Here is a 19206-nt window from a genome sequence, read left to right as displayed (position 1 = left end):
AATTCAATTATAGGTTAAGTCTGACCTATATTTTAACAAAATCAAAACCCTATCCCAAAAAATAACAAAAGGAGGGTTAAAAACCTTCCTAAAGGCCCAGATATACTTCAAACTATCCTAAATGGGGATTTTATGCTTGGCTGTTACGAAAAGCAGCACCTAACCCCCAAAGATGATCGCTTCAAAAATCTCGTAGCGTTCTTTGCCAATGCGAATAAAATAAATATCGCCCTCTTTCGAGGCACTAAACGCCCCGGAGTCCGCCTGACTAACATCGTAGCCGATCGCTTTCCCTTTTTCAAAGAAAATGATACGCTTGCGGCCGTCGGGTTTGGTGACAGTGACATCAGCACTACCGTTGCCTCGACGGGTGACACCAAAGGGACAAGATCCCGCCGGTTTTCCGTCGCCCATAGAACAGGTAACACTACCCGTAGCATGGTAATTTGTTCCGGGTACTTTGGCATCGCTTTGGTCGTAGTAATTGGAAATAAAGATTTTTAGGCGATAATTAGCCACCTCATTATTCCGCGCTGAATTGCGGATCAAACCCACTTGGATCGTATAATCGCCGTCCGCTGGTAGGATTCCTTCATAAGTGTTACCGGCGTTAGACCCGATAACCATCGCCGCATCCTTGCCGGGGACTTTACCCGGTGCAAAAAGGTTGAAAGAAGCACCCCCATTATCGCTATTGAAGGCAAGGGAGATATTCTGCCCAGCATTAGCGCGAATTAGGTACTGAACGACCTGTCCTCCCTTGATTTTGCCTTGAATGGTTGTTCCAGATGTTCCTGCTTTGAATTGTACCCGTTCTTGACGAACTTCGCTTAAGGCTGGAGAAGGTAGGATAACGGGGGTGGTGATTAAGGCAGCGAGGAAGAAAGCGGAAAAGAGTTTACGCATTTTCTGGGAGATAAAAAAATAAATCGAGAAAAGATGCGGTTTTTCTGCCCCTCTCCGAATCAGTAGGGAGGAAATCGAGATTACCGACAATCTAACGGACTGGTGTGGACAAGACACTGATAGCGTCCACTTTCTACCCGTACCCTCAGAGAGTATGGGTCAAGTACGGGGATTTTGTCAAGTCTTTTTTAGAAAAAAACTTTAATCGGGGAAGGGTATATCTAAACTCATTTGTTGTCCTTGGGTTTCCCTTTGTTTTTCGGCAGCTTTCAGGACTTCAAAGGTGAGGATAACATCGAGACGTTTTTTCTGTTCAAGGATTTCTTGTACTGTCACAATCTCAATTTTATCGACACTTTGACTCATATAACGACCGCGATAAATTCCCGCAGATTTGGCTGTTTGTATCATATCTTTGCTAGGGGGTTTCAAGGTGATAAATATACCCAGGGCTGCCCCTTGTAGTGTCATAGTTCCCTGTAGATCTCTGATGTCTCCCGATTTGACATTACCAGATTTTACTTGAAAAATAATTTTCTCCCGATTGTCTTTATCTCCCTGAAAATAGGCAATAGCATCGATTCCTTTATCTGCCCCTTTTTTGTCATTAATCACAGCCCGGTTATTACTATAGGTTAAAACCGCCCATTTCTCAAATTCTTTGCGGGTACGATCATCGGGTTTAGTGGCTAATGCTTTGGCTGATTCTAGATCTTTGGGAATACCATTCAGTTCAATTTTGTCTAAAACATTTTTACCAAAGGAGTCCTCTAATCGCTTTAACATTAAGCTAATACTCTGATAGGTTATATCAATTCCAATCCAGTTTCTCTCTAATCTCTCTGCTACAGCGATAGTCGTTCCACACCCACAATAGGCATCTAAAATTACATCTCCTTTATTACTACTTGCTTTGATTATTCTTTCTAACAATGCCTCTGGTTTTTGCGTGGGATAACCGAGTTTTTCGGTATGCCATGATCTTAAAGCTTCGACATCTATCCAAGTATCTTGTATAGGCAATCCCTCCATTTCATCTAAGTATCTTTTCAGTCTGGGAAAGCCATTTTTTGTATAATAAATGCGGTTTTCCTTATCTAGTTTCTTCATTGTTTCTTCTGGCACACGCCAAATTCTTCTTATTCCTTTCCACTCATAATCGTAGCCGCCACCTGATAAACCAGACGCTCCTATATCTCCAGACATAAATCGACGACCATTAGAATCACTATATTTATAATATTGCTCGATATATTTTTGATCATAGGCTTGATATTGCTGATACCAATCTACTTTTGAGCTTTTGCAATAGTAGAAAATTACGTCATGAACTCTTCCATACCTGTTAGAATCACTATGCCCTGACGTTCGTTTCCAAATAATCTCATTTTTAAAATCACCCCCCTGAGAGCAAAAAATAGCATCTAAAACTATTTTTAAATAATGACTAGCAGTAGGATCGCAGTGGAGATAAAAGCTACCGGTAGATTTTAAAACTCGATGGATTTCCACGATCCTCAGAGTCATACTCACCAGATAAGCGAGAAGACTGCCTTTACCTAAAACTTTGGTTAAACCGTCAATTAAATCGATAGTCTGACTGGTAAATTTACCCTGATAGTTGCTTTGAATTTCTTCTAAAGCTTCGTTAGCGTGATTATCCCATGTCCAGGTATCTACAAACGCTTGTGCTTGTGCTTGATCTTCCTTGCCTAAGTTGTTATAAATTTGGTTGTAATTGCGTTTAGAATTAAAGGGTGGATCGATATAACAAAGATCGATCGATTCATCTTTGATATATTTCCGCAGCACTTCTAGGTTATCACCGTAGTATAGTTTATTGACCATAGAGATTAAGGGGATTGACTGCATTCTCAATTGTATTATTATTCCCCCTTAAAGAGGAAAAATACAATCGCTCCAGAAAATAATATAATTGTACTAATTACAATAAGCGCATCGTGGTCAGTGAGTTGCTCGAACTGTGTGCGCCCAAAATTTAATTTTCCTTAAGTCTATCTAGCCTGAAAATGAGGGGGTCGCAGGCAGGCACGGATTCCCATTATATAAATAAGTATATGTCAAGTGCTGGGATTTTGTCAAGAGGAATTATAAATCCGTTGAGTAACGCACAGAAAACGGGTTTCTCCGAGAAACCCGTTTTCTACTCATGCAAAAAGAAGCGCATCGTGGTCAGTGAGTTGCTCGAACTGTGTGCGCCCAAAATTTAATTTTCCTTAAGTCTATCTAGCCTGAAAATGAGGGGGTCGCAGGCAGGCACGGATTCCCATTATATAAATAAGTATATGTCAAGTGCTGGGATTTTGTCAAGAGGAATTATTGTCACCGTCAAATCAATTTCGCTGCTAAAATCAAAGGTTCTTTCCAATCAACTAAAACCCTTATCTTGGGTGAGGTGGCAACCCTAACCGTAGTATGATTGAACAATGCGAAGACTCACAATAACTCGACCCGACGACTGGCACCTTCATCTCCGCGATGGTGCGGCAATGAAAGCGGTTCTACCCCATACGGTGCGTCAGTTTGCCCGTGCCATTATCATGCCGAATTTAAAGCCCCCAGTGCGCTCAGTGGCTGATGCTGCCTCCTATCGCGATCGCATTCTGGCAGCAGTTCCAGAGGGTCAAAAGTTCGAGCCACTGATGACCCTCTATCTCACCGATAATACCAGTCCCGAAGAAATTATGGCGGCGAAAGCCTCCCAGTTTGTCAAAGCGGTGAAATACTACCCGGCCGGTGCCACAACTAATTCCGACTTGGGGGTGACGGACCTTCGTAGGTGCGATGGCGTTTTTGAGACGATGCAGCAGCTGGATATGCCGCTACTACTGCACGGAGAAGTTACTGATGGTCATATTGATGTGTTCGATCGAGAGAAAGTGTTCATTGAGAAGCACTTAATCCCACTGATAACAAGATTTCCGAAACTGCGTGTCGTATTTGAACACATTACCACTGCCGATGCGGTCAAGTTTGTTCTATCTACTAACAACAACGTCGCCGCCACAATTACGCCCCAACATTTATTATTTAGCCGAAACATTCTCTTTACCGGTGGCATTCGTCCCCATTTTTATTGCCTGCCGATTTTGAAACGAGAGGATCATCGTTTGGCACTTTTGCAAGCGGCCACATCGGGCAACCGCAAGTTTTTTCTAGGGACCGATAGCGCACCCCATTCTCGCTACAGCAAAGAAAGTTCCTGTGGCTGCGCGGGTTGTTATTCGGCTCTGCACGCCCTAGAGTTGTACGCAGAAGCCTTTGAGAGCGTTGATGCACTTGAGCAACTGGAAGGGTTCGCCAGCTTCCACGGGCCAGATTTTTATCAACTCCCCCGAAATACCGAACAAATCACCTTAACCAAAACCCCTTGGCGCATTCCCGATGAATTGCCATTTCCCGAATCCGGACTGGTGCCGTTACGAGCAGGTGAAGAGATAACCTGGCAATTAGGGGAATAGAAAACCGCCAGTCTTGGTAGTTGCGGTCAAGAATTGACGATTAGTTATTTCCCATGACAATGAGGAGGATCGATAACATTGGCAAAAATTGCCCAAAGCACCATGAGCGGCATCGGCAATAAACAGATTAGCCATTGATGACCGGTTAGTGGGGCTGTTGCAAACAGACTGTTCATCACCCCCCATTGACTAAACAAAATTTGTAGGGCAACAGCAGCCACAATCCCCAAAATTAGGATCGGTGCATTAGTGATCGACGTTGACTGACGGCGCAGGTAGTCCACTAGGCTCATCCCTAATTGGCTGATACTGAGCAGATAGATAACCCGTGCTGCCACAAGGGATTGAATTGCCATTGTGCGGGCAACGGCAATATCTCCTGTGGTCGATTTAGCCCACTCAAACATACCAAAAATCAGAATCCAGTTAAACAATGAAACAGCCAAAATTCGGCGCAATAGTTTTTTGGTGATCAAAGGTTCATTGGGATTGCGTGGTGGTGACTGCATAATGCCGGGGGATTTTGCTTCAAAGGCCAGGGGAACAGTCATCGTGACCGAGTTGATCATGTTCAACCAGAGTACTTGTAGGGAGAGGATGGGTAAATCTCGCGCCAGTAAAGTACTGATCAGAATGGTCATCGATTCACCACCATTGACGGGTAAGAGAAAAGATATCGCTTTGCGTAAATTTTGATAAACGGTGCGTCCTTCTTCCACAGCGGCCTTGATCGAGGCAAAGTTATCATCAGTGAGGAGCATATCAGCAGATTCCCGGGCGACTTCCGTTCCTCCTTTCCCCATGGCAATGCCGATATCGGCCTGCTTGAGAGCCGGCGCATCATTGACACCATCGCCCGTCATCGCCACGATTTCTCCTTGAGACTGGAGTACTTCCACCAGTTGCAGTTTTTGGGTAGGAGCAACCCTGGCAAATACCGATCCATCTTCAACCGCTTGGGCCAGTTGATGATTATCCATTTGCGCTAATTGTTTTCCCTCAAATGCTAAGACTTGTGCTGCCCTTTTAATGCCCATCCGTTCAGCGATCGCCCGCGCCGTGACAAGATGATCACCAGTAATCATCTTGACCCGAATCCCGGCACTTTGACAGGCATGAACGGCAGCGATCGCCTCTGGACGAGGCGGGTCAATCATGCCCTGTAATCCTAGAAACACCAAGCCTGTTTCGATATCCTCATGGTCGATAGAATGCTGATGGGTCGCTGCTGCTTTTTTGGCCAAGGCAAGCACCCGTAAACCCTGCTCTGCCATCGTTTCCACCGCTTGCTCGATCTGTTCGACGTTCAGCGCGGTCATCTGACCATAGCGATCGATCATCTGGCAACAACGACGCATCAGCGACTCAACCGATCCCTTGACATAGATCAGACGAGGTATGCCATCATGCAGGGTTGCCATATATTGGTACTCAGATTCAAAGGGAATTGCATCCAATCGTGGGGTTAAAGACAATAGCCCCAATTGACTGAGACCTGCTTTGGCGGCGGCCGCAATCAGCGCCCCTTCCGTAGGATCCCCCACCACTGACCAATCTTCTCCCGTTTGTTTTAGCTGGGAGTCATTACAAAGCAAACCAGCTACCAGACAATCCCCCAGGGCCGGGGGCAATTCCTCTGCAAAGGGGCTGCCAGGGTTGCCATCGGTGATCAGACTAATTTCGCCCCTGGGACTATAGCCACCACCACTAACGGCGTAATATTGCCCCTCGGTATAAATGGACTGTACAGTCATTTGATTTTCGGTTAGGGTTCCGGTTTTGTCGGAACAAATGACGGTCGCACTCCCCAATGCTTCCACTGCGGGCAGTTTACGAATAATCGCATGACGACGGGCCATGCGGTTGACCCCAATGGCCAAGGTAATCGTTACCACTGCCGGCAGCCCTTCCGGAATCGCACTCACTGCCAGGGCAACGGCAGCTTCAAACATATCAATCCAAGATTTCCCCCGTCCTAACCCGATGGCAAAGGTCAAGGTTGCTAGGGTCAAAATTGCGTAGAGTAGGGTGCGGCTAAATTGGGCAAATTTACGGGTCAGGGGTGTGCTAAGGCTGACTCGGCTTTCCATCGACTGGGAAATCTGCCCCACTTCGGTGGCATTGGCCGTGGACACAACGATCCCTTTGCCCTGTCCAAAGGTAACGAAACTCCCTGCGTAGGCCATGTTTGTCCTTTCTGCTAGGGGCGTATCCCCGGGTAAGGGTTCGATCGCTTTTTCCACTGGCAAGGATTCCCCGGTCAGGGCAGACTCATCCACCTGCAAATTCCGGACTTTCAGCAGCCTCAAGTCCGCCGGTACTTTATCCCCCGATGCCAATAAAACGATATCTCCAGGCACCAAATCCCGAGATGGAATCCGGAGGGTTTGTCCCTCTCGCAACACCGTCGCTTCTGTGGTTACGGCTTTGGCTAGGGAAGCGATCGCACCTTCCGCCTTAGCTTCCTGCACATAGCCAATAATGGCATTGATCAGAGTAACTCCCCAAATCACCGAGGCATTCGTCCAAGACCCTAAAAATGCCTTAATAGTACCCGCAAGCAGGAGAATATAGAGTAGCGGCTGATGAAATTGCTGCAAAAATCTCAACCAAGCTGGTTTCCCTGGCTTAAATCGCAGTTCATTCGGGCCATATTTTTCGTAGCGACTGGCCACTTCTTCTGCTGATAAGCCCGCTGACCCATCGCTGGTCAAGTATTCAATCACTTCTGGTTGAGAAAGTTGATGATACAGGGGCCACGATAATTTAACTGGCATCATGCTCTCCAATATTTAGCAGATGGATATTCTGATCCTATCAGTCGGATAGGTTCTTGCTCTTGCTGCACACCATAAGCGCTTTTGTCTTGTATCGGTTCACGATTGCTGATTTTTCCCGATATTAATTCCCCCGTCAGCGACAATTGATTAAGCGGCGGCTGCTCCTAGTTGTCTGGAGAGTTGGCATTGATAGCTTGATTCAGCCACGCCAAAACTCCCTGCTGCTGATACCAAACTGACTTTATTCTAGGAGGTCTTTGGGTGTAATTAGCTGGTAACGCTCGAAGGGTTGATGAATCCAAGGATTATCTGGGTAATATTCCACATAATAGTCAGGTTTGATTATTGATGCTGCTTTGTACCAGATCACCGCAGTTTTGATATTGGTAATCCCGTATTTTTCCTGTAACAAAATCGAGGTTTTTTGGAGAGTGATGCCCGAATCGACTAAATCATCCACTAATAACAAGGGACTGTCCAATTTGGTCTCGACCATGGCTAAATTCGAGGAAATAGTTAATTCTCCCCGAATTTGCTGATTTTGCCCCCCGTAGGAGGCGGCGTAGAGAATGGCTAGGGGTTGACGAAAAAGACGACAGAGAATGTCACCGACGCGCAATCCTCCCTTGGCTAAACAGACAATCTGATGAAATTGCCAACCAGAACGATCGATTTTTACCGCTAATTTTTCGATCAGACGATGGTATTCATCCCAAGAAACATAGACATCGGCCATATTTTCGATTCTCGATTCCGAATTTTTATTTTTCGGCGGGTCGATCACTACTCCAAGCCCACCAAACTCGATCGCATTGACAATGATAGAATTCCTGCCATTTACGACGGGAATCTTCTCCTAAAACGGGGGCGCGGCGATTGATCCAAACGGCCTGAGCTTCTTTAGCCTTTGCCCCGCAGTAAGGACAACAAAAATTGTAGGCGTGAACGGCCTTCTCTGTCCAGTCAGGGGGAAAGGGACTAAAAGCATCCATAATGTCTCAGATACGGGGGTTAACAGTCAAAAAGGGGCAAGCGGTGTGTTTACGGTATAGGGCTGAATTGCTGCTTCGATAACTTTTACAGCTTGCAGTGAGCTTGTCGAATCTGCCTTTCTCCCCAAGATGAAGTGTAACCTATATTTGGCATCTTGCAGTGAGCTTGTCGAATCTGCGTCAACCGACGGCCGACGGGCCAAAACCAGAAAATCGTGAGCGAGGGTTAGCCATCGGTTTTAACGGGTGGTAAGCCCTTGCCACAGGGGATTTAGGCGTTGTCAGATCAAGAGATGAGAAGGCAAAATATAGCGGTTCTCACACCTGAGTGGCACACTTAAACCTTTGCTGATCAGACTTTTTAACATCGATAATGTACCTCTTGCGAACAGGAAACGCTATATTTAATGTTTTATTAGGTCAAATGAGTTTAATCGGTCCGCGGCCTTTACCCCTGCGGGATGTGGAAAAATTCGCCCAATGGCATCATATCCGTCATCAAGTTTTACCCGGAATTACCGGACTATGGCAGATTTCTGGGCGATCGGATATCGATGATTTTAACGATGCGGCCCGCTTGGATTTGTATTACATCGATAATTAGTCTTTGAATTTAGACCTAGATATCTTAGTGGAAACCCTGCGAATTGTTCTCTTTGGCAAAGGTGCTTATTAATCAATGGAAATGAAGGTAGTAGAAATATAGCGTTTTTCAGTCTGCTGAGGTACAAAAGTTATGGGTTTTAGGCAAAAGGCAAGAGGCAAAAGGCAAAAGGGAAGAAAAATAGGTGTACCTCACTAGCTTAGGAAACGCTATAATAAGCCCGATCTTATTTAATACAAGTGTTTGTCTATTTTAGTTCCGTTTAAAAGTTGATAACGAAGGGAATCGATCGCATCTAAATAACTCGGCATTGGTTCATCACCTAACAGACAAGCACTGCGATCCACGCTAATTATATCATCACCCCAAAACACCTGACCCAGAGGAATAGATTTTCCTCGATCTGGTCGCCAATTACTACTAAAATATTTGAGATTAGCGTCCACCACTGCCCCATCAAAAAGATGACCGATACAAAAATAAACATCCTGTAAAATTAGCGGTACGGAGGGGCGATGTAATTGCCCTCGCGAGTTGGGACTACGGGCTTTATAATGACTACGAGGAAAGAGTCCATAGAGATTTTTTAAAGAAGCAGAAATCAGGGGTTTATCCTTTAAATGGGTACGTTTTAAGGTTCCAATCGTGATCCTACAGTCCACTTCTTCGATAATTTTAGGGGCAAACATCGAGGGAAAACGGACAGGAAAAGGGGAAATATTCGGATATTCTTGCTGTGGTAAACTATCAGCATCAAGAATAGTTATTCCAGGATCGAGAATAGATTTTACCCCCAAAATATCGATAATTTCTCTCAAAGAAATAGCCGAACAAACTCCCTCTAACAAGATAATTTCTGCCCTGGTATTTACCTCCCTCAATCCCCGCAAAACTTGACTTAATACCGGCAGACTAACCGTTACCGGTGGAGGCACAGGATAACCTAAATTAGGTTTAATTAAAATACGTTTAGCTGTGATAACTGCTGGGGGAGGTTGATAAACAAAATCCGCCATAGCTGAATTTTTCACCCCAGCAGTAATTGAAGATTGGGTAATCATAGAGAGGAAAATAAATCAATGGGAATTAGCCAGATCATTTAGGGAATTTACCTGCTGTAAAGCTTGCCAGATTACCCCAGAATCAGCCCCAGTAAAATGGCTATTTTCACTAATATAACGCTTCCAGGCCTTAGTTCCGGGCTGACCGGCAAAAAGCTGTAAAAGATGTTTGCTGATCTGGTGTAATTTATAACCTTTACTCACCCACTCATCGATGTAGGGAAGCATTTTTTTGATGACTTCTTCCCGGGTAGGAGGAGTAACCGATTCCCCATAAAAATCTCGATCGACTGTGGCAAATAAATAGGGATTATCGTAGGCTGCCCGACCGATCATAACTGCATCTACTAATTGTAAATGTTGTCTAGCCTGTTCTAAATTAATGATACCGCCGTTAATTTCAATAAACAAATGGGGAAACTGATTTTTTAGGCGATAAACATCATCGTAACGTAAGGGGGGGACGGTGCGATTTTCCTTGGGACTTAATCCCTGTAACCAAGCTTTGCGCGCATGGATGGTAAAACGTTGACAACCCGCATCCGCAACAATACGGACAAAATTGGCCATATTTTCGTAACTATCCTGATCATCAATGCCAATTCTCTGTTTTACAGTCACGGGAATCGATACAGCTTGATTCATTGCCGATATTCCCCTCGCAACTAATTCCGGGTTAGCCATCAAACAAGCGCCGAAATTGCCCTCTTTTACCCTGGAACTAGGACAACCCACATTGAGATTTACCTCATCATAACCCATATCTTCAGCTATTTTAGCGCATTCTGCCAAAAGATAGGAATTATCACCCCCTAACTGCAAAGCTAGAGGTTTTTCTGCTAGGGAGAACCCCAGCAACTTATAGCGATCGCCGTGTTTAATCGCCATCGTCGTGATCATTTCCGTGTAGAGAAGGGGACGACGGCTAATTTGTCGCAAAAAATAGCGAAAATGGCGATCAGTATAATCCATCATCGGCGCCACACTTAAAATATTGCCCATCTTCCCCTTGATTTTCTCCTTGAGGGTAGCCATCGATCGCTTATAGAGACATTCTCCAGAGAAACCCATAGAATAACCTGTCTTCCCCCCAAGATATTTTAAAGCCTTTTGGTAAGTTGACCATCTAAATTACTGGTTAAGTAGTCCTGCAAAATAAATTGCGGCGTTGCTGATTTACTAAAAGGGTTGTCGATTCACCTTCATCGTTGGAGTTCTTTCCCTCCCACCCCCGTTGATGCTTTTTACAACTCCCCTTCCTCTTAGTTGTAAAATACCTACACCTGTCAGATCACCCGATCACCCCATCACCCTAACACCAGACAATTGACTTTTTCAGCCAACCTTACTGATGATTTTCCCAGAAAAATCAAGAGAGCAGTCTTTTTTCTAACCATGCCAGGACACTTTTAACATCAGCCACTTTTTCTCCTTCAGGTACGGGTGGACGTTGTACCATGACCACAGTTATTCCCAACTCTCTAGCGGCGATAATTTTGGCGTAGGTGGCATCACCGCCGCTATTTTTACTCACGATCGCCCCAATGTTATATTCTTGCAAAAGAGAGCGCTCTGACTGCAAGGAAAAAGGCCCCCGTTCCAACAATAATTTTCCAATCGGTACGATGGCATCTGGTTCCGGCGGGTCGATCATCCGCATCAAAAACCAGATATTGTTTAAATGTGCATAACTTGCCAGTTCCTGCCGACCAATAGTGAGGAATATCCGCGGCGCTAACCCCGATAAAATATTCGCCGCCGCTTGATTGTTTTCTACTTCAATCCAATTATCTCCAGATACTTTTTCCCAAGCTGGACGACTTAAGATTAATCGAGGAATACCACAATCCAAGGCGGCTTGAGCGGCATTAAAGGAAATTTGTGCGGCAAAGGGATGGGTAGCATCAATTAAACAATCAATGCCTTCTTGCCGCAGATAATTGGCTAACCCGGTGGCACCACCAAACCCCCCCCGGCGAGAAGGAGTTGTAAGAGTAATCGGTTCTCTCGTGCGACCGGCAAAGGACGCGATGGCCTCTACACCCGGAATTGCCGCAATTTTAGCCGCTAATGCCGCCGCTTCCCCCGTTCCCCCTAAAATCAGCACTCTTTTATTTTTGGTCATCCAGATAATTGCCAAAAGGTTAACTAATTTTCCATCTTCCCACCGGCTCTCTTGGGTGGGTAAAGGAAGGAACCACAAAGACACAAAGAACACAAAGAAAGATCGCTCCCATATAAGTTAAACTTATCACACAAAGAGGCAGACATCCTACTCCTCTCTCCCGTTCTGGGAGAAGGGTTAGGGGTGAGGGCAATTAACCATATCCGTTGAGTAACGCACAGAAAATGGGTTTCTCCGAGAAACCCATTTTCTACTCATGCACTCATGCAAAAAGGGGAATAAATAATCAGTCTTTAATAACCAGCTACTTATCAACTACCTATCTTAAAAACTTGACATTTCTACACTAAATTCTGTATTCTGCGGACGAGGCCGTACAACCTAGCGAGTTAATCTGCGCTAAGTTACTACAAACCTTTTTTCCGAGCAGATGCTCAGAAGATAGACCATCAATCAAGACCAATTTCAACCTTTTTGTCTTTAGGACTTCCAAAAATGACCAAAAATCAGCAAATTCTGGCAAAAATCGGGGGGGGGTAGCCTTGCTCTCCTTCTTTCCTTGGGTTTAGGACAACAAGCTTCTGCTGTCACCCTCGTTGAGAACTTAAGTGAATCAACTTTGGGCGTGGGATTTACAGAATTTGACTTTTGGCAAGGAAAAAGCTTTACCACTGGCAGTGGCAGTTATAACCTTAATTCTGCTACTCTTTTGTTCCAAGAACTCGTCGCCAGTCCCAACTTGTTTCTTCGTCTCTATAGCAACAGCAGTGGACAACCTGGTACTGTGATAACGAATTTTACTAACCCTGCTTCCATTACTACCACTCTCGCCAATAACACCTTTACCCTGACTACTCCGCAAGCATTAGCCGCTAATACCACTTACTGGTTAGTCAGTGGTATTTCTTCATTGACTGGAGGGGTAGGGGTGTATCCATGGGGTGTTGCTAACTCTAACAATCAAACAGGACTCCCCGGTTGGACGATTGATGATGGTTACGTTGTCAGTGTCGATCAATCAGCATCTTGGAATATTTTTCCTACGGGTCGTTTTTACCAATTTAGCCTTGAGGGAACAGAGAACAGTCCACCACCCACTAGCGTCCCTGAACCGGGTTCCGTGCTTGCCTTGTTAGGATTGGGAGGATTAGGGTTAGCTTCTAGCCTGAAGAAACGGAAATAGGAACAGTAGGGTGGGGGCGACTCGATTCTCTTGTCTCGTGCCAAGGTTCCACCTGGCAATGGGAAAAGTCAGCGTCTCCCTCCCTTCCCCGATGGGTTACACTGCCTCTTGCCTATCCCAACCAAGAAATTAATTTTGTCCTATCACCTAATAGTGACGTGGAGTATAAACCCACTGTTTTGTTTTACCTTGCTCAATCAGGCGAGTTTTACTCGACCCGATCAAAATTATAGTCCGCATATCCGCATCGTTAATAGTCATATCCTCTAGGAATTTCACCGTCACTGTTTCCCCTTTTCGCCCTAAATTACGCGCTAATACCACAGGAGTTTGCGGCGAGCGCCATTGTAATAAAATCTCTTTTGCCTTCTCCAATTGCCAAGTGCGCTCTTGAGACACAGGATTATAAAATGCGATCGCTAAATCTGCCCGGGCTGCAAACTCAATGCGCTGAGAAATCACCTGCCAAGATTTGAGAATATCTGATAGGGAAATCGCACAAAAATCATGGCCTAAAGGTGCGCCAACCCTGGCGGCCGCCGCTTGCATGGCTGAAATCCCCGGACAGACCTGAATGGCGATCTGCTGCCATGCCGGTTTGGCTTTTTTTTCTAATACCTCAAACACGGCCGCGGCCATGGCATAAATGCCCGGATCTCCGGAAGAAACTAAGACAACCGATCGCCCCTTAGCCGCTAAATCTAGGGCTATTTCCGCGCGATCTAGTTCCACCCGATTATCCGATTCATGGCGGACAATTTCTGGTTTTCTCAGGGATTCTACCAAATCCAAATAAGTTTTATAACCCACCCAATCCGTGGCTTTTTCCAATACTTCTCGAACTTCTGGCGACATCCAATTTAGCGCACCCGGTCCAGTTCCAACTATGGCTAATTTACCTTGACTTTCCTGGGTTAAATCCCCTAGAGACAAACCTGATTTTTCCTTAATTTGCTGGCTTTCCTCCCACAGATAAACTAAACAGGTATTGCTAGGTTTTGCCAAGTTTAAGTTACTTTTATCAATAATCTCAATGCTCAGTTTTGCTGCTGATGAAATCGGTAAATTACTATTTTTTAACCAGTCCGCTTCACCGATTAATTTTACTTTTTCACCCGCCAATAAATCAGACAGAAACTTCTTAGCATCATCGGGATTAACTAACTGATAACCCGGTGGTGGCGATAATAAAGTAGTTTTAAATCTAATATCACCAGTGGTGGTAATTGCGGGGGAAATTTGCAAAACCGAGGCAATTTGACGAGCGAGATCGTTAACCCCTTGTAAACCCCCCAACAAAGGCACTACAGCGCTGCCATCTTCTGCGATCGCTAATACAGGCGGTTCTTGCCATTTATTAGTTAATAAAGGTGCTACAGTGCGAATTAAAATACCCGCCGCACAAATGCCAATAATTGGCGTTCCCGTATGGAAAAATTCTCGCACCGTTTCGCCAAAATTACTATAGGTAAAATCCGCCGACTGGGTACGATTTATTAACCCATAAACTACTGCTTCCGGTAGGGCTATTTGCACTTGACGAGCAACGGGGATGCTGGTTTCTCCTAAAATGAGAATAGCTGGAGGTTTCATTTGGCTTCTCCCGACTGCGCTGCGGTTAACTTTTGGATAAATTCTTGATGTTCTGCTGAGTTAATTCCAGCCTTTAAGCTGTCCAACACCCGTGACATATTGCCGTTGAGTATGGCGGATTCGACAAGCTCACTGCAAGCTGAAATATCTAACCACAAACCCGGAAATACTAGAGAGCAAATCACCCCTTCTTGGTTGGGTAACGTAGCTTGACGGTGGGAGTATGTCAAAGCCTGAGAATTTAGGGATTTAGCCAGGGAAGAAGTCATGGTGGCAGTCTTTGGGAACAAAACAGCAATAATTTCATTATAGATTGATTTAATTTTTAATTGTCTCTATAGAGTTATTGGGGTTTAGTTTTACTAGGAATCAGAATTAATGACCAGTAGGTGACAGCCTCTGGATCGACTTCTGTAATCGGAATAATTTGCTGATTGGGTAAGGTTGCTCGTTCGATGTAGAGGGCGCGTTCTAATAATCCTAATTCCTGGAGAATATCACGAACTTTAGCGAAATGTCTGCCTAATTTAATAATGGCTGCTGCATCGATAAAGGCTAGGCGATCCCGCAATATTTCCGCCTCTAAAGTAGCGGGCATGATACTAAATACGTCATTTCGATAAGTGATAGGTACACCCAGCATTGCTGCACTTGCCATCACTGAAGAAATACCCGGCACGACTTCAATGGAAAAGCGATCGCACAAGCGATTAAAGATATACATAAATGTGCCATACAACATCGGATCGCCCACACATAAAACCGCCACATCTCGACCTAAGTTTAACTGTTCGGCGATATTTTCGGCGGCAATATCATAATGAGGTTGAGAACTGCGCTCGACACTAAAAGGTAAAGGCATGGGAATTTCTATCTGCTCGGGACGGATAAAATCCGACACAATTGCCCGTGCCAAAACTTTGCCACTTTCTAAGGTAGGATAGGCAATTACCGGAACAGTTGTGAGAATCCGGTGTGCTTTTAGCGTCAACAATTCGGGATCACCAGGCCCGATTCCTAATCCATAAAGTTTGCCTAATTTATTCATAATTCGTTCTCTTTTGCTAAAGCATTGACTGCTGCTGCTGCGATTGCGCTGCCTCCCCTACGTCCGTGCAGGGTAATAAATGGCACGCCACGACTATTAGTTGCTAATTCTATTTTCGACTCTGCCGCTCCTACAAATCCGACGGGAAAGCCTAAAATCAAAGCTGGTTTATCTACATTTTGATCGTCGAGCAATTCTAGTAGGCGAAAAAGTGCGGTTGGTGCATTACCAATGGCTACCACTGCTCCAGCTAAATGAGGTCGCCAAAGTTCTAAAGCGGCAGCGGATCGGGTATTATTAATTTGTCGTGCTAACTCGGTCACTTCTGGATGATTGAGGGTACAAATAATCGGATTATCTTTAGGTAAGCGGGCTTTGGTAATGCCATTAGCGACCATTTGAGAATCACAAAGAATTGCTGCACCCCCAGCGAGGGCATTTCGTCCGATTTTAACCGCGTCTGGTGATGCTTCTAAATCTTCTGTTATGTCTGTCATGCCGCAGGAATGAATTAGACGAACCGCCACATGAGCTAAGTCATCGGGGAGATTTTCCCAGTTAGTTTCAGCCCGAATAATAGCAAAAGATTTGCGGTAAATTTCCTCACCATTCTTAATGTATTCCATTCTATTCATCTAATTTTTTCGATTTTTGGGAGCTTAAAATTTGGACTATGAGCGGGGGAATCTTGGCAAATTCTCCCTCAAATATAGGTGTTTCTAAGAATTTTTGACTATCCCCCACATAGACTTGATAAGCTTCTAGTATTTGGCCATTTTCCTCGATGGTAGTTCCTAAAAGAGTAATTTCGGCTGGACTCGGTTGAGCGCAGGATTTAGCACAACCTGTCAAATGAATATTAACAGGAGAATTGCAGGTTAAGCGTTCCTGCAAATAATCTGCTAGGATAGAACCATGAATTTGAGTTGCAGTGGCCGCTGCTGCACAGCCCGGTTTACCACTACAGGCAACTATCCCCGCATCCCATCTGGGAGAAGCGGATAATCCTAGTGATGCCAGTTTTGGCAACAATTCTGACACTTTTTCATCGGGAATATCGGGTAATATAACAGTCTGCCAAGGGGTTAATCGTAACTGACCACTGCCAAAAGTTTCTGATAGTGCCGCTAATCCCCATAGTTGATTAGCCGTCAATTGTCCTAATCTTAATGATAGACCAATATAAGACAATCCAGGTTGCTTTTGAGGATGAATTCCCAAATGAAAATAGGGCTGAGTAGAATGGACAGCTTGCTGGTATTCTTCCCCTTGTATTATGCCGGTAGAAGTCCGATGTAATTGGGAGTTAACTTGTTCGAGATATTTGGCTAATCCCCAATCTTTGAGCAGGTGTTTCATCCGCGGTTTTTTCCCCTTGATATTGGGGGTTTTTTGAACATAATCGATATAAACCTTTACTAGAGCTTTGACTACAGCTAAACAGTTTTCTGGCTCAATTAATAAGTCCGTTTCATAGAATTGTTTATCTCCCGCGAGTGCTAATCGAAAGCAAACAAGAGAAGTTAAATTTGTTGGATTCTTGACGGTAATTGCCGATAGCTGAATCTCATTATAGCGGTGTTGCCAGGCCATAGTTGAACCAGTGCTAATTCCCACTGCACCACCGCCATCGATCCCGATACTAAATTTAGGACTTAGTTGGGCAATTGATGGATAATTTTGGATAAAATTATCTAATTCTTGGACTAATGGACGAGTATCGATCAATTCTTGGCAGTCAATTCCAGCCGTGGGACTGGACATGATATTACGCAGATGATCAACCCTGGGATTATGGGCAGCTAACCCTAATTTTTGTAGGGTTTGAAATTCTTCTAAAGTGGGGGATTTTTGCAGTCCGCGAATTTGCAGATTTGCCCGATTGGTAACTTGTATTGTACTCTGCCATTGTTCGAGCCAAGTGGCGATCGCTTTTCCCTGGAGAGAATTGAGCCATCCACCGGGGGTGCGGAGACGAATTAAAAACCCATCCTGGGCAGCAGTTCCATAAAATAAACCGGGACAAGCATTTGCTTTAACTAACCAATTCACCGTTGTTTGTTCTCCATGCGACGCAGAGAAGTAGTTAGAAAATTAGTTGTCTATACTACCGATCAAAAGCTTGTAATTGGTATTCTGACTCGCAAGGAAAAAGGGAAGATGTACTCTTTTTATTTTTTACTTGATTACAGCTGCGGCACAGTACCAGAATCGCACTGGACTTTCCCAAGGACAAGTTTAAGGATTGTACCACGTTTTTGGTTGAAAATCAGTATCGTTAAGAATCGCTACATTTTCCCCCCTTTGTGCCAAGACAAATAAACCTTGACGATAAGCATATTTATCCGCTCCTTCTTCGATTTCAATGCCTGCTACTGCCCCATATAATTGTTTGTGGTTATATTCGGGAAAAAATTGCCTAAATTCTGTTAGATTTTTGATTAATTCTTTGACATCATCTACACTTAAACTACTTTTGACTTCCACTACTAGCACATGATTTTCATTAGTTACTAACACATCAATTTCTAGGGTTTTACCGTCAAGACGTTTTCTGACTCTTTGACTAACTTGATGTACGGGAATCTGACGATTTAAAAATAAAGTCTCACAAGCTGGGGCTACCATATTTTCGACAAAACGTCCCCATTTACCGCCAAGATTACCAATTTCTTGACTGACTCTGGTAATTTGGCGATCGGTTTTTAAAGATTGTTCTTTGAGAATCCGCTCGGTTTCTTGAAAGCGTCGCTCGGTTTCTAAAGATTGTTCTTTGAGAACACGCTCGGTTTCTTGAAAGCGTCGCTCGGTTTCTTGAAAGCATCTTTCTGTCTCTTTTTGAGCTTGTACTAATTGGGCTAATAATCTCCAAACGTCATCGGCGGTGGTGGTCATAATTTTTCCTCTGAATTAACTTGGCACTAACCCGATTATATCTTGTTTTTAAAGACCCTACCACGTTTTTGGTTGAAAATCAGTATCGTTAAGAATCGCTACATTTTCCCCCCTTTGTGCCAAGACAAATAAACCTTGACGATAAGCATATTTATCCGCTCCTTCTTCGATTTCAATGCCTGCTACTGCCCCATATAATTGTTTGTGGTTATATTCGGGAAAAAATTGCCTAAATTCTGTTAGATTTTTGATTAATTCTTTGACATCATCTACACTTAAACTACTTTTGACTTCCACTACCAGCACATGATTTTCATTAGTTACTAACACATCAATTTCTAGGGTTTTACCGTCAAGACCTTTTCTGACTCTTTGACTAACTTGATGTACGGGAATCTGACGATTTAAAAATAAAGTCTCACAAGCTGGGGCTACCATATTTTCGACAAAACGTCCCCATTTACCGCCAAGATTACCAATTTCTTGACTGACTCTGGTAATTTGGCGATCGGTTTTTAAAGATTGTTCTTTGAGAAT

At 44.3% G+C, this 19206-nt stretch carries 17 protein-coding genes, 1 pseudogene and 1 riboswitch; of the genes and pseudogenes, 3 read left to right on the top strand and 15 right to left on the bottom strand.

Annotated elements, in window-relative coordinates:
* Positions 1-159 precede the first annotated feature (159 nt).
* Positions 160-906: a hypothetical protein gene (locus MiAbW_RS08120; RefSeq protein ID WP_151695681.1), complete on the bottom strand. Its 747-nt coding sequence runs from the start codon at positions 904-906 to the stop codon at positions 160-162.
* 201 nt (positions 907-1107) lie between these two features.
* Positions 1108-2754, bottom strand: a complete 1647-nt coding sequence (locus MiAbW_RS08115; RefSeq protein ID WP_151695756.1) for a DNA methyltransferase — start codon at positions 2752-2754, stop codon at positions 1108-1110.
* Between the two features lie 599 nt (positions 2755-3353).
* Between MiAbW_RS08115 and pyrC the strand changes: the two genes are divergently transcribed.
* Positions 3354-4388: a dihydroorotase gene (pyrC, locus tag MiAbW_RS08110; protein ID WP_151695680.1), complete on the top strand. Its 1035-nt coding sequence runs from the start codon at positions 3354-3356 to the stop codon at positions 4386-4388.
* Positions 4389-4432: 44 nt separating this feature from the next.
* Here the strand turns inward: pyrC and MiAbW_RS08105 are convergent, their stop codons facing one another.
* The 3 genes from MiAbW_RS08105 to MiAbW_RS08095 all read right to left on the bottom strand — a co-directional run bounded on the left by MiAbW_RS08105 (position 4433) and on the right by MiAbW_RS08095 (position 8160).
* Entirely contained in the window at positions 4433-7165 is a 2733-nt protein-coding gene (locus MiAbW_RS08105; RefSeq protein ID WP_151695755.1) for a cation-transporting P-type ATPase, read from the bottom strand.
* Positions 7166-7409: 244 nt separating this feature from the next.
* Positions 7410-7904: a phosphoribosyltransferase gene (locus MiAbW_RS08100; RefSeq protein WP_151695754.1), complete on the bottom strand. Its 495-nt coding sequence runs from the start codon at positions 7902-7904 to the stop codon at positions 7410-7412.
* A gap of 25 nt (positions 7905-7929) precedes the next feature.
* Entirely contained in the window at positions 7930-8160 is a 231-nt protein-coding gene (locus MiAbW_RS08095; protein ID WP_045360450.1) for a hypothetical protein, read from the bottom strand.
* Between the two features lie 400 nt (positions 8161-8560).
* On the opposite strand from MiAbW_RS08095, the gene MiAbW_RS08090 reads away from it, so the two are divergent.
* A complete protein-coding gene (locus MiAbW_RS08090) occupies positions 8561-8764 on the top strand; it encodes a sugar transferase (RefSeq protein ID WP_373996346.1) in 204 nt (67 codons plus the stop codon).
* Between the two features lie 230 nt (positions 8765-8994).
* Here MiAbW_RS08090 and MiAbW_RS08085 read toward each other — a convergent pair whose 3' ends face one another.
* The 3 genes from MiAbW_RS08085 to MiAbW_RS08070 all read right to left on the bottom strand — a co-directional run bounded on the left by MiAbW_RS08085 (position 8995) and on the right by MiAbW_RS08070 (position 11950).
* Positions 8995-9825, bottom strand: a complete 831-nt coding sequence (locus MiAbW_RS08085) for a DUF362 domain-containing protein (protein ID WP_151695679.1) — start codon at positions 9823-9825, stop codon at positions 8995-8997.
* Between the two features lie 15 nt (positions 9826-9840).
* A complete protein-coding gene (gene dusA, locus MiAbW_RS08080) occupies positions 9841-10827 on the bottom strand; it encodes a tRNA dihydrouridine(20/20a) synthase DusA (RefSeq protein WP_151695753.1) in 987 nt (328 codons plus the stop codon).
* A gap of 367 nt (positions 10828-11194) precedes the next feature.
* On the bottom strand, positions 11195-11950 hold the full coding sequence (locus MiAbW_RS08070) for a cobalt-precorrin-6A reductase (RefSeq protein ID WP_151695678.1): 756 nt from the start codon (positions 11948-11950) through the stop codon (positions 11195-11197).
* Positions 11951-12509: 559 nt separating this feature from the next.
* Between MiAbW_RS08070 and MiAbW_RS08065 the strand changes: the two genes are divergently transcribed.
* Complete coding sequence (locus tag MiAbW_RS08065) at positions 12510-13133, top strand: choice-of-anchor R domain-containing protein (protein WP_238707221.1); 624 nt, start codon at positions 12510-12512, stop codon at positions 13131-13133.
* A 147-nt stretch (positions 13134-13280) separates the two neighbouring features.
* Here MiAbW_RS08065 and cobJ read toward each other — a convergent pair whose 3' ends face one another.
* From cobJ to MiAbW_RS08030, 7 genes and pseudogenes are all read right to left on the bottom strand, one after another.
* The gene (gene cobJ, locus MiAbW_RS08060) at positions 13281-14726 is read right to left on the bottom strand and encodes a precorrin-3B C(17)-methyltransferase (RefSeq protein ID WP_151695677.1); all 1446 of its coding nucleotides are present in this window, start codon (positions 14724-14726) and stop codon (positions 13281-13283) included.
* A pseudogene (locus tag MiAbW_RS08055) lies at positions 14723-14929 on the bottom strand (hypothetical protein); the annotation flags it as partial. The gene cobJ and the pseudogene MiAbW_RS08055, both read right to left, overlap by 4 nt.
* Before the next feature lie 140 nt (positions 14930-15069).
* Positions 15070-15774 (bottom strand): precorrin-2 C(20)-methyltransferase, encoded by a 705-nt coding sequence (cobI, locus tag MiAbW_RS08050; protein ID WP_151695676.1) that lies wholly within the window; start codon positions 15772-15774, stop codon positions 15070-15072.
* Positions 15771-16400, bottom strand: coding sequence for a precorrin-8X methylmutase (locus MiAbW_RS08045; RefSeq protein ID WP_151695752.1), 630 nt, complete (start codon positions 16398-16400; stop codon positions 15771-15773). The genes cobI and MiAbW_RS08045 overlap by 4 nt, the downstream gene beginning before the upstream one ends.
* Position 16401: 1 nt before the next feature.
* A complete protein-coding gene (gene cobG, locus MiAbW_RS08040; RefSeq protein WP_151695675.1) occupies positions 16402-17826 on the bottom strand; it encodes a precorrin-3B synthase in 1425 nt (474 codons plus the stop codon).
* Between the two features lie 57 nt (positions 17827-17883).
* A riboswitch (cobalamin riboswitch) is annotated at positions 17884-18042 on the bottom strand.
* Positions 18013-18669 carry a DUF3782 domain-containing protein gene (locus MiAbW_RS08035; protein ID WP_151695674.1) on the bottom strand — a complete coding sequence of 219 codons (657 nt, stop codon included), beginning with the start codon at positions 18667-18669 and terminating at the stop codon, positions 18013-18015. It overlaps the preceding riboswitch by 30 nt.
* Before the next feature lie 57 nt (positions 18670-18726).
* Positions 18727-19206 (bottom strand): NERD domain-containing protein (locus MiAbW_RS08030; protein WP_151695751.1); only part of this gene is annotated, 480 nt, incomplete at its 5' end.

This window comes from Microcystis aeruginosa NIES-4325, assembly GCF_008974145.1.
GTDB classification, from domain to species: domain Bacteria; phylum Cyanobacteriota; class Cyanobacteriia; order Cyanobacteriales; family Microcystaceae; genus Microcystis; species Microcystis aeruginosa_G.
The sequence above is the reverse complement of the archived record's forward strand: the minus strand, read 5'-3'. Positions and strand labels throughout refer to the sequence as shown.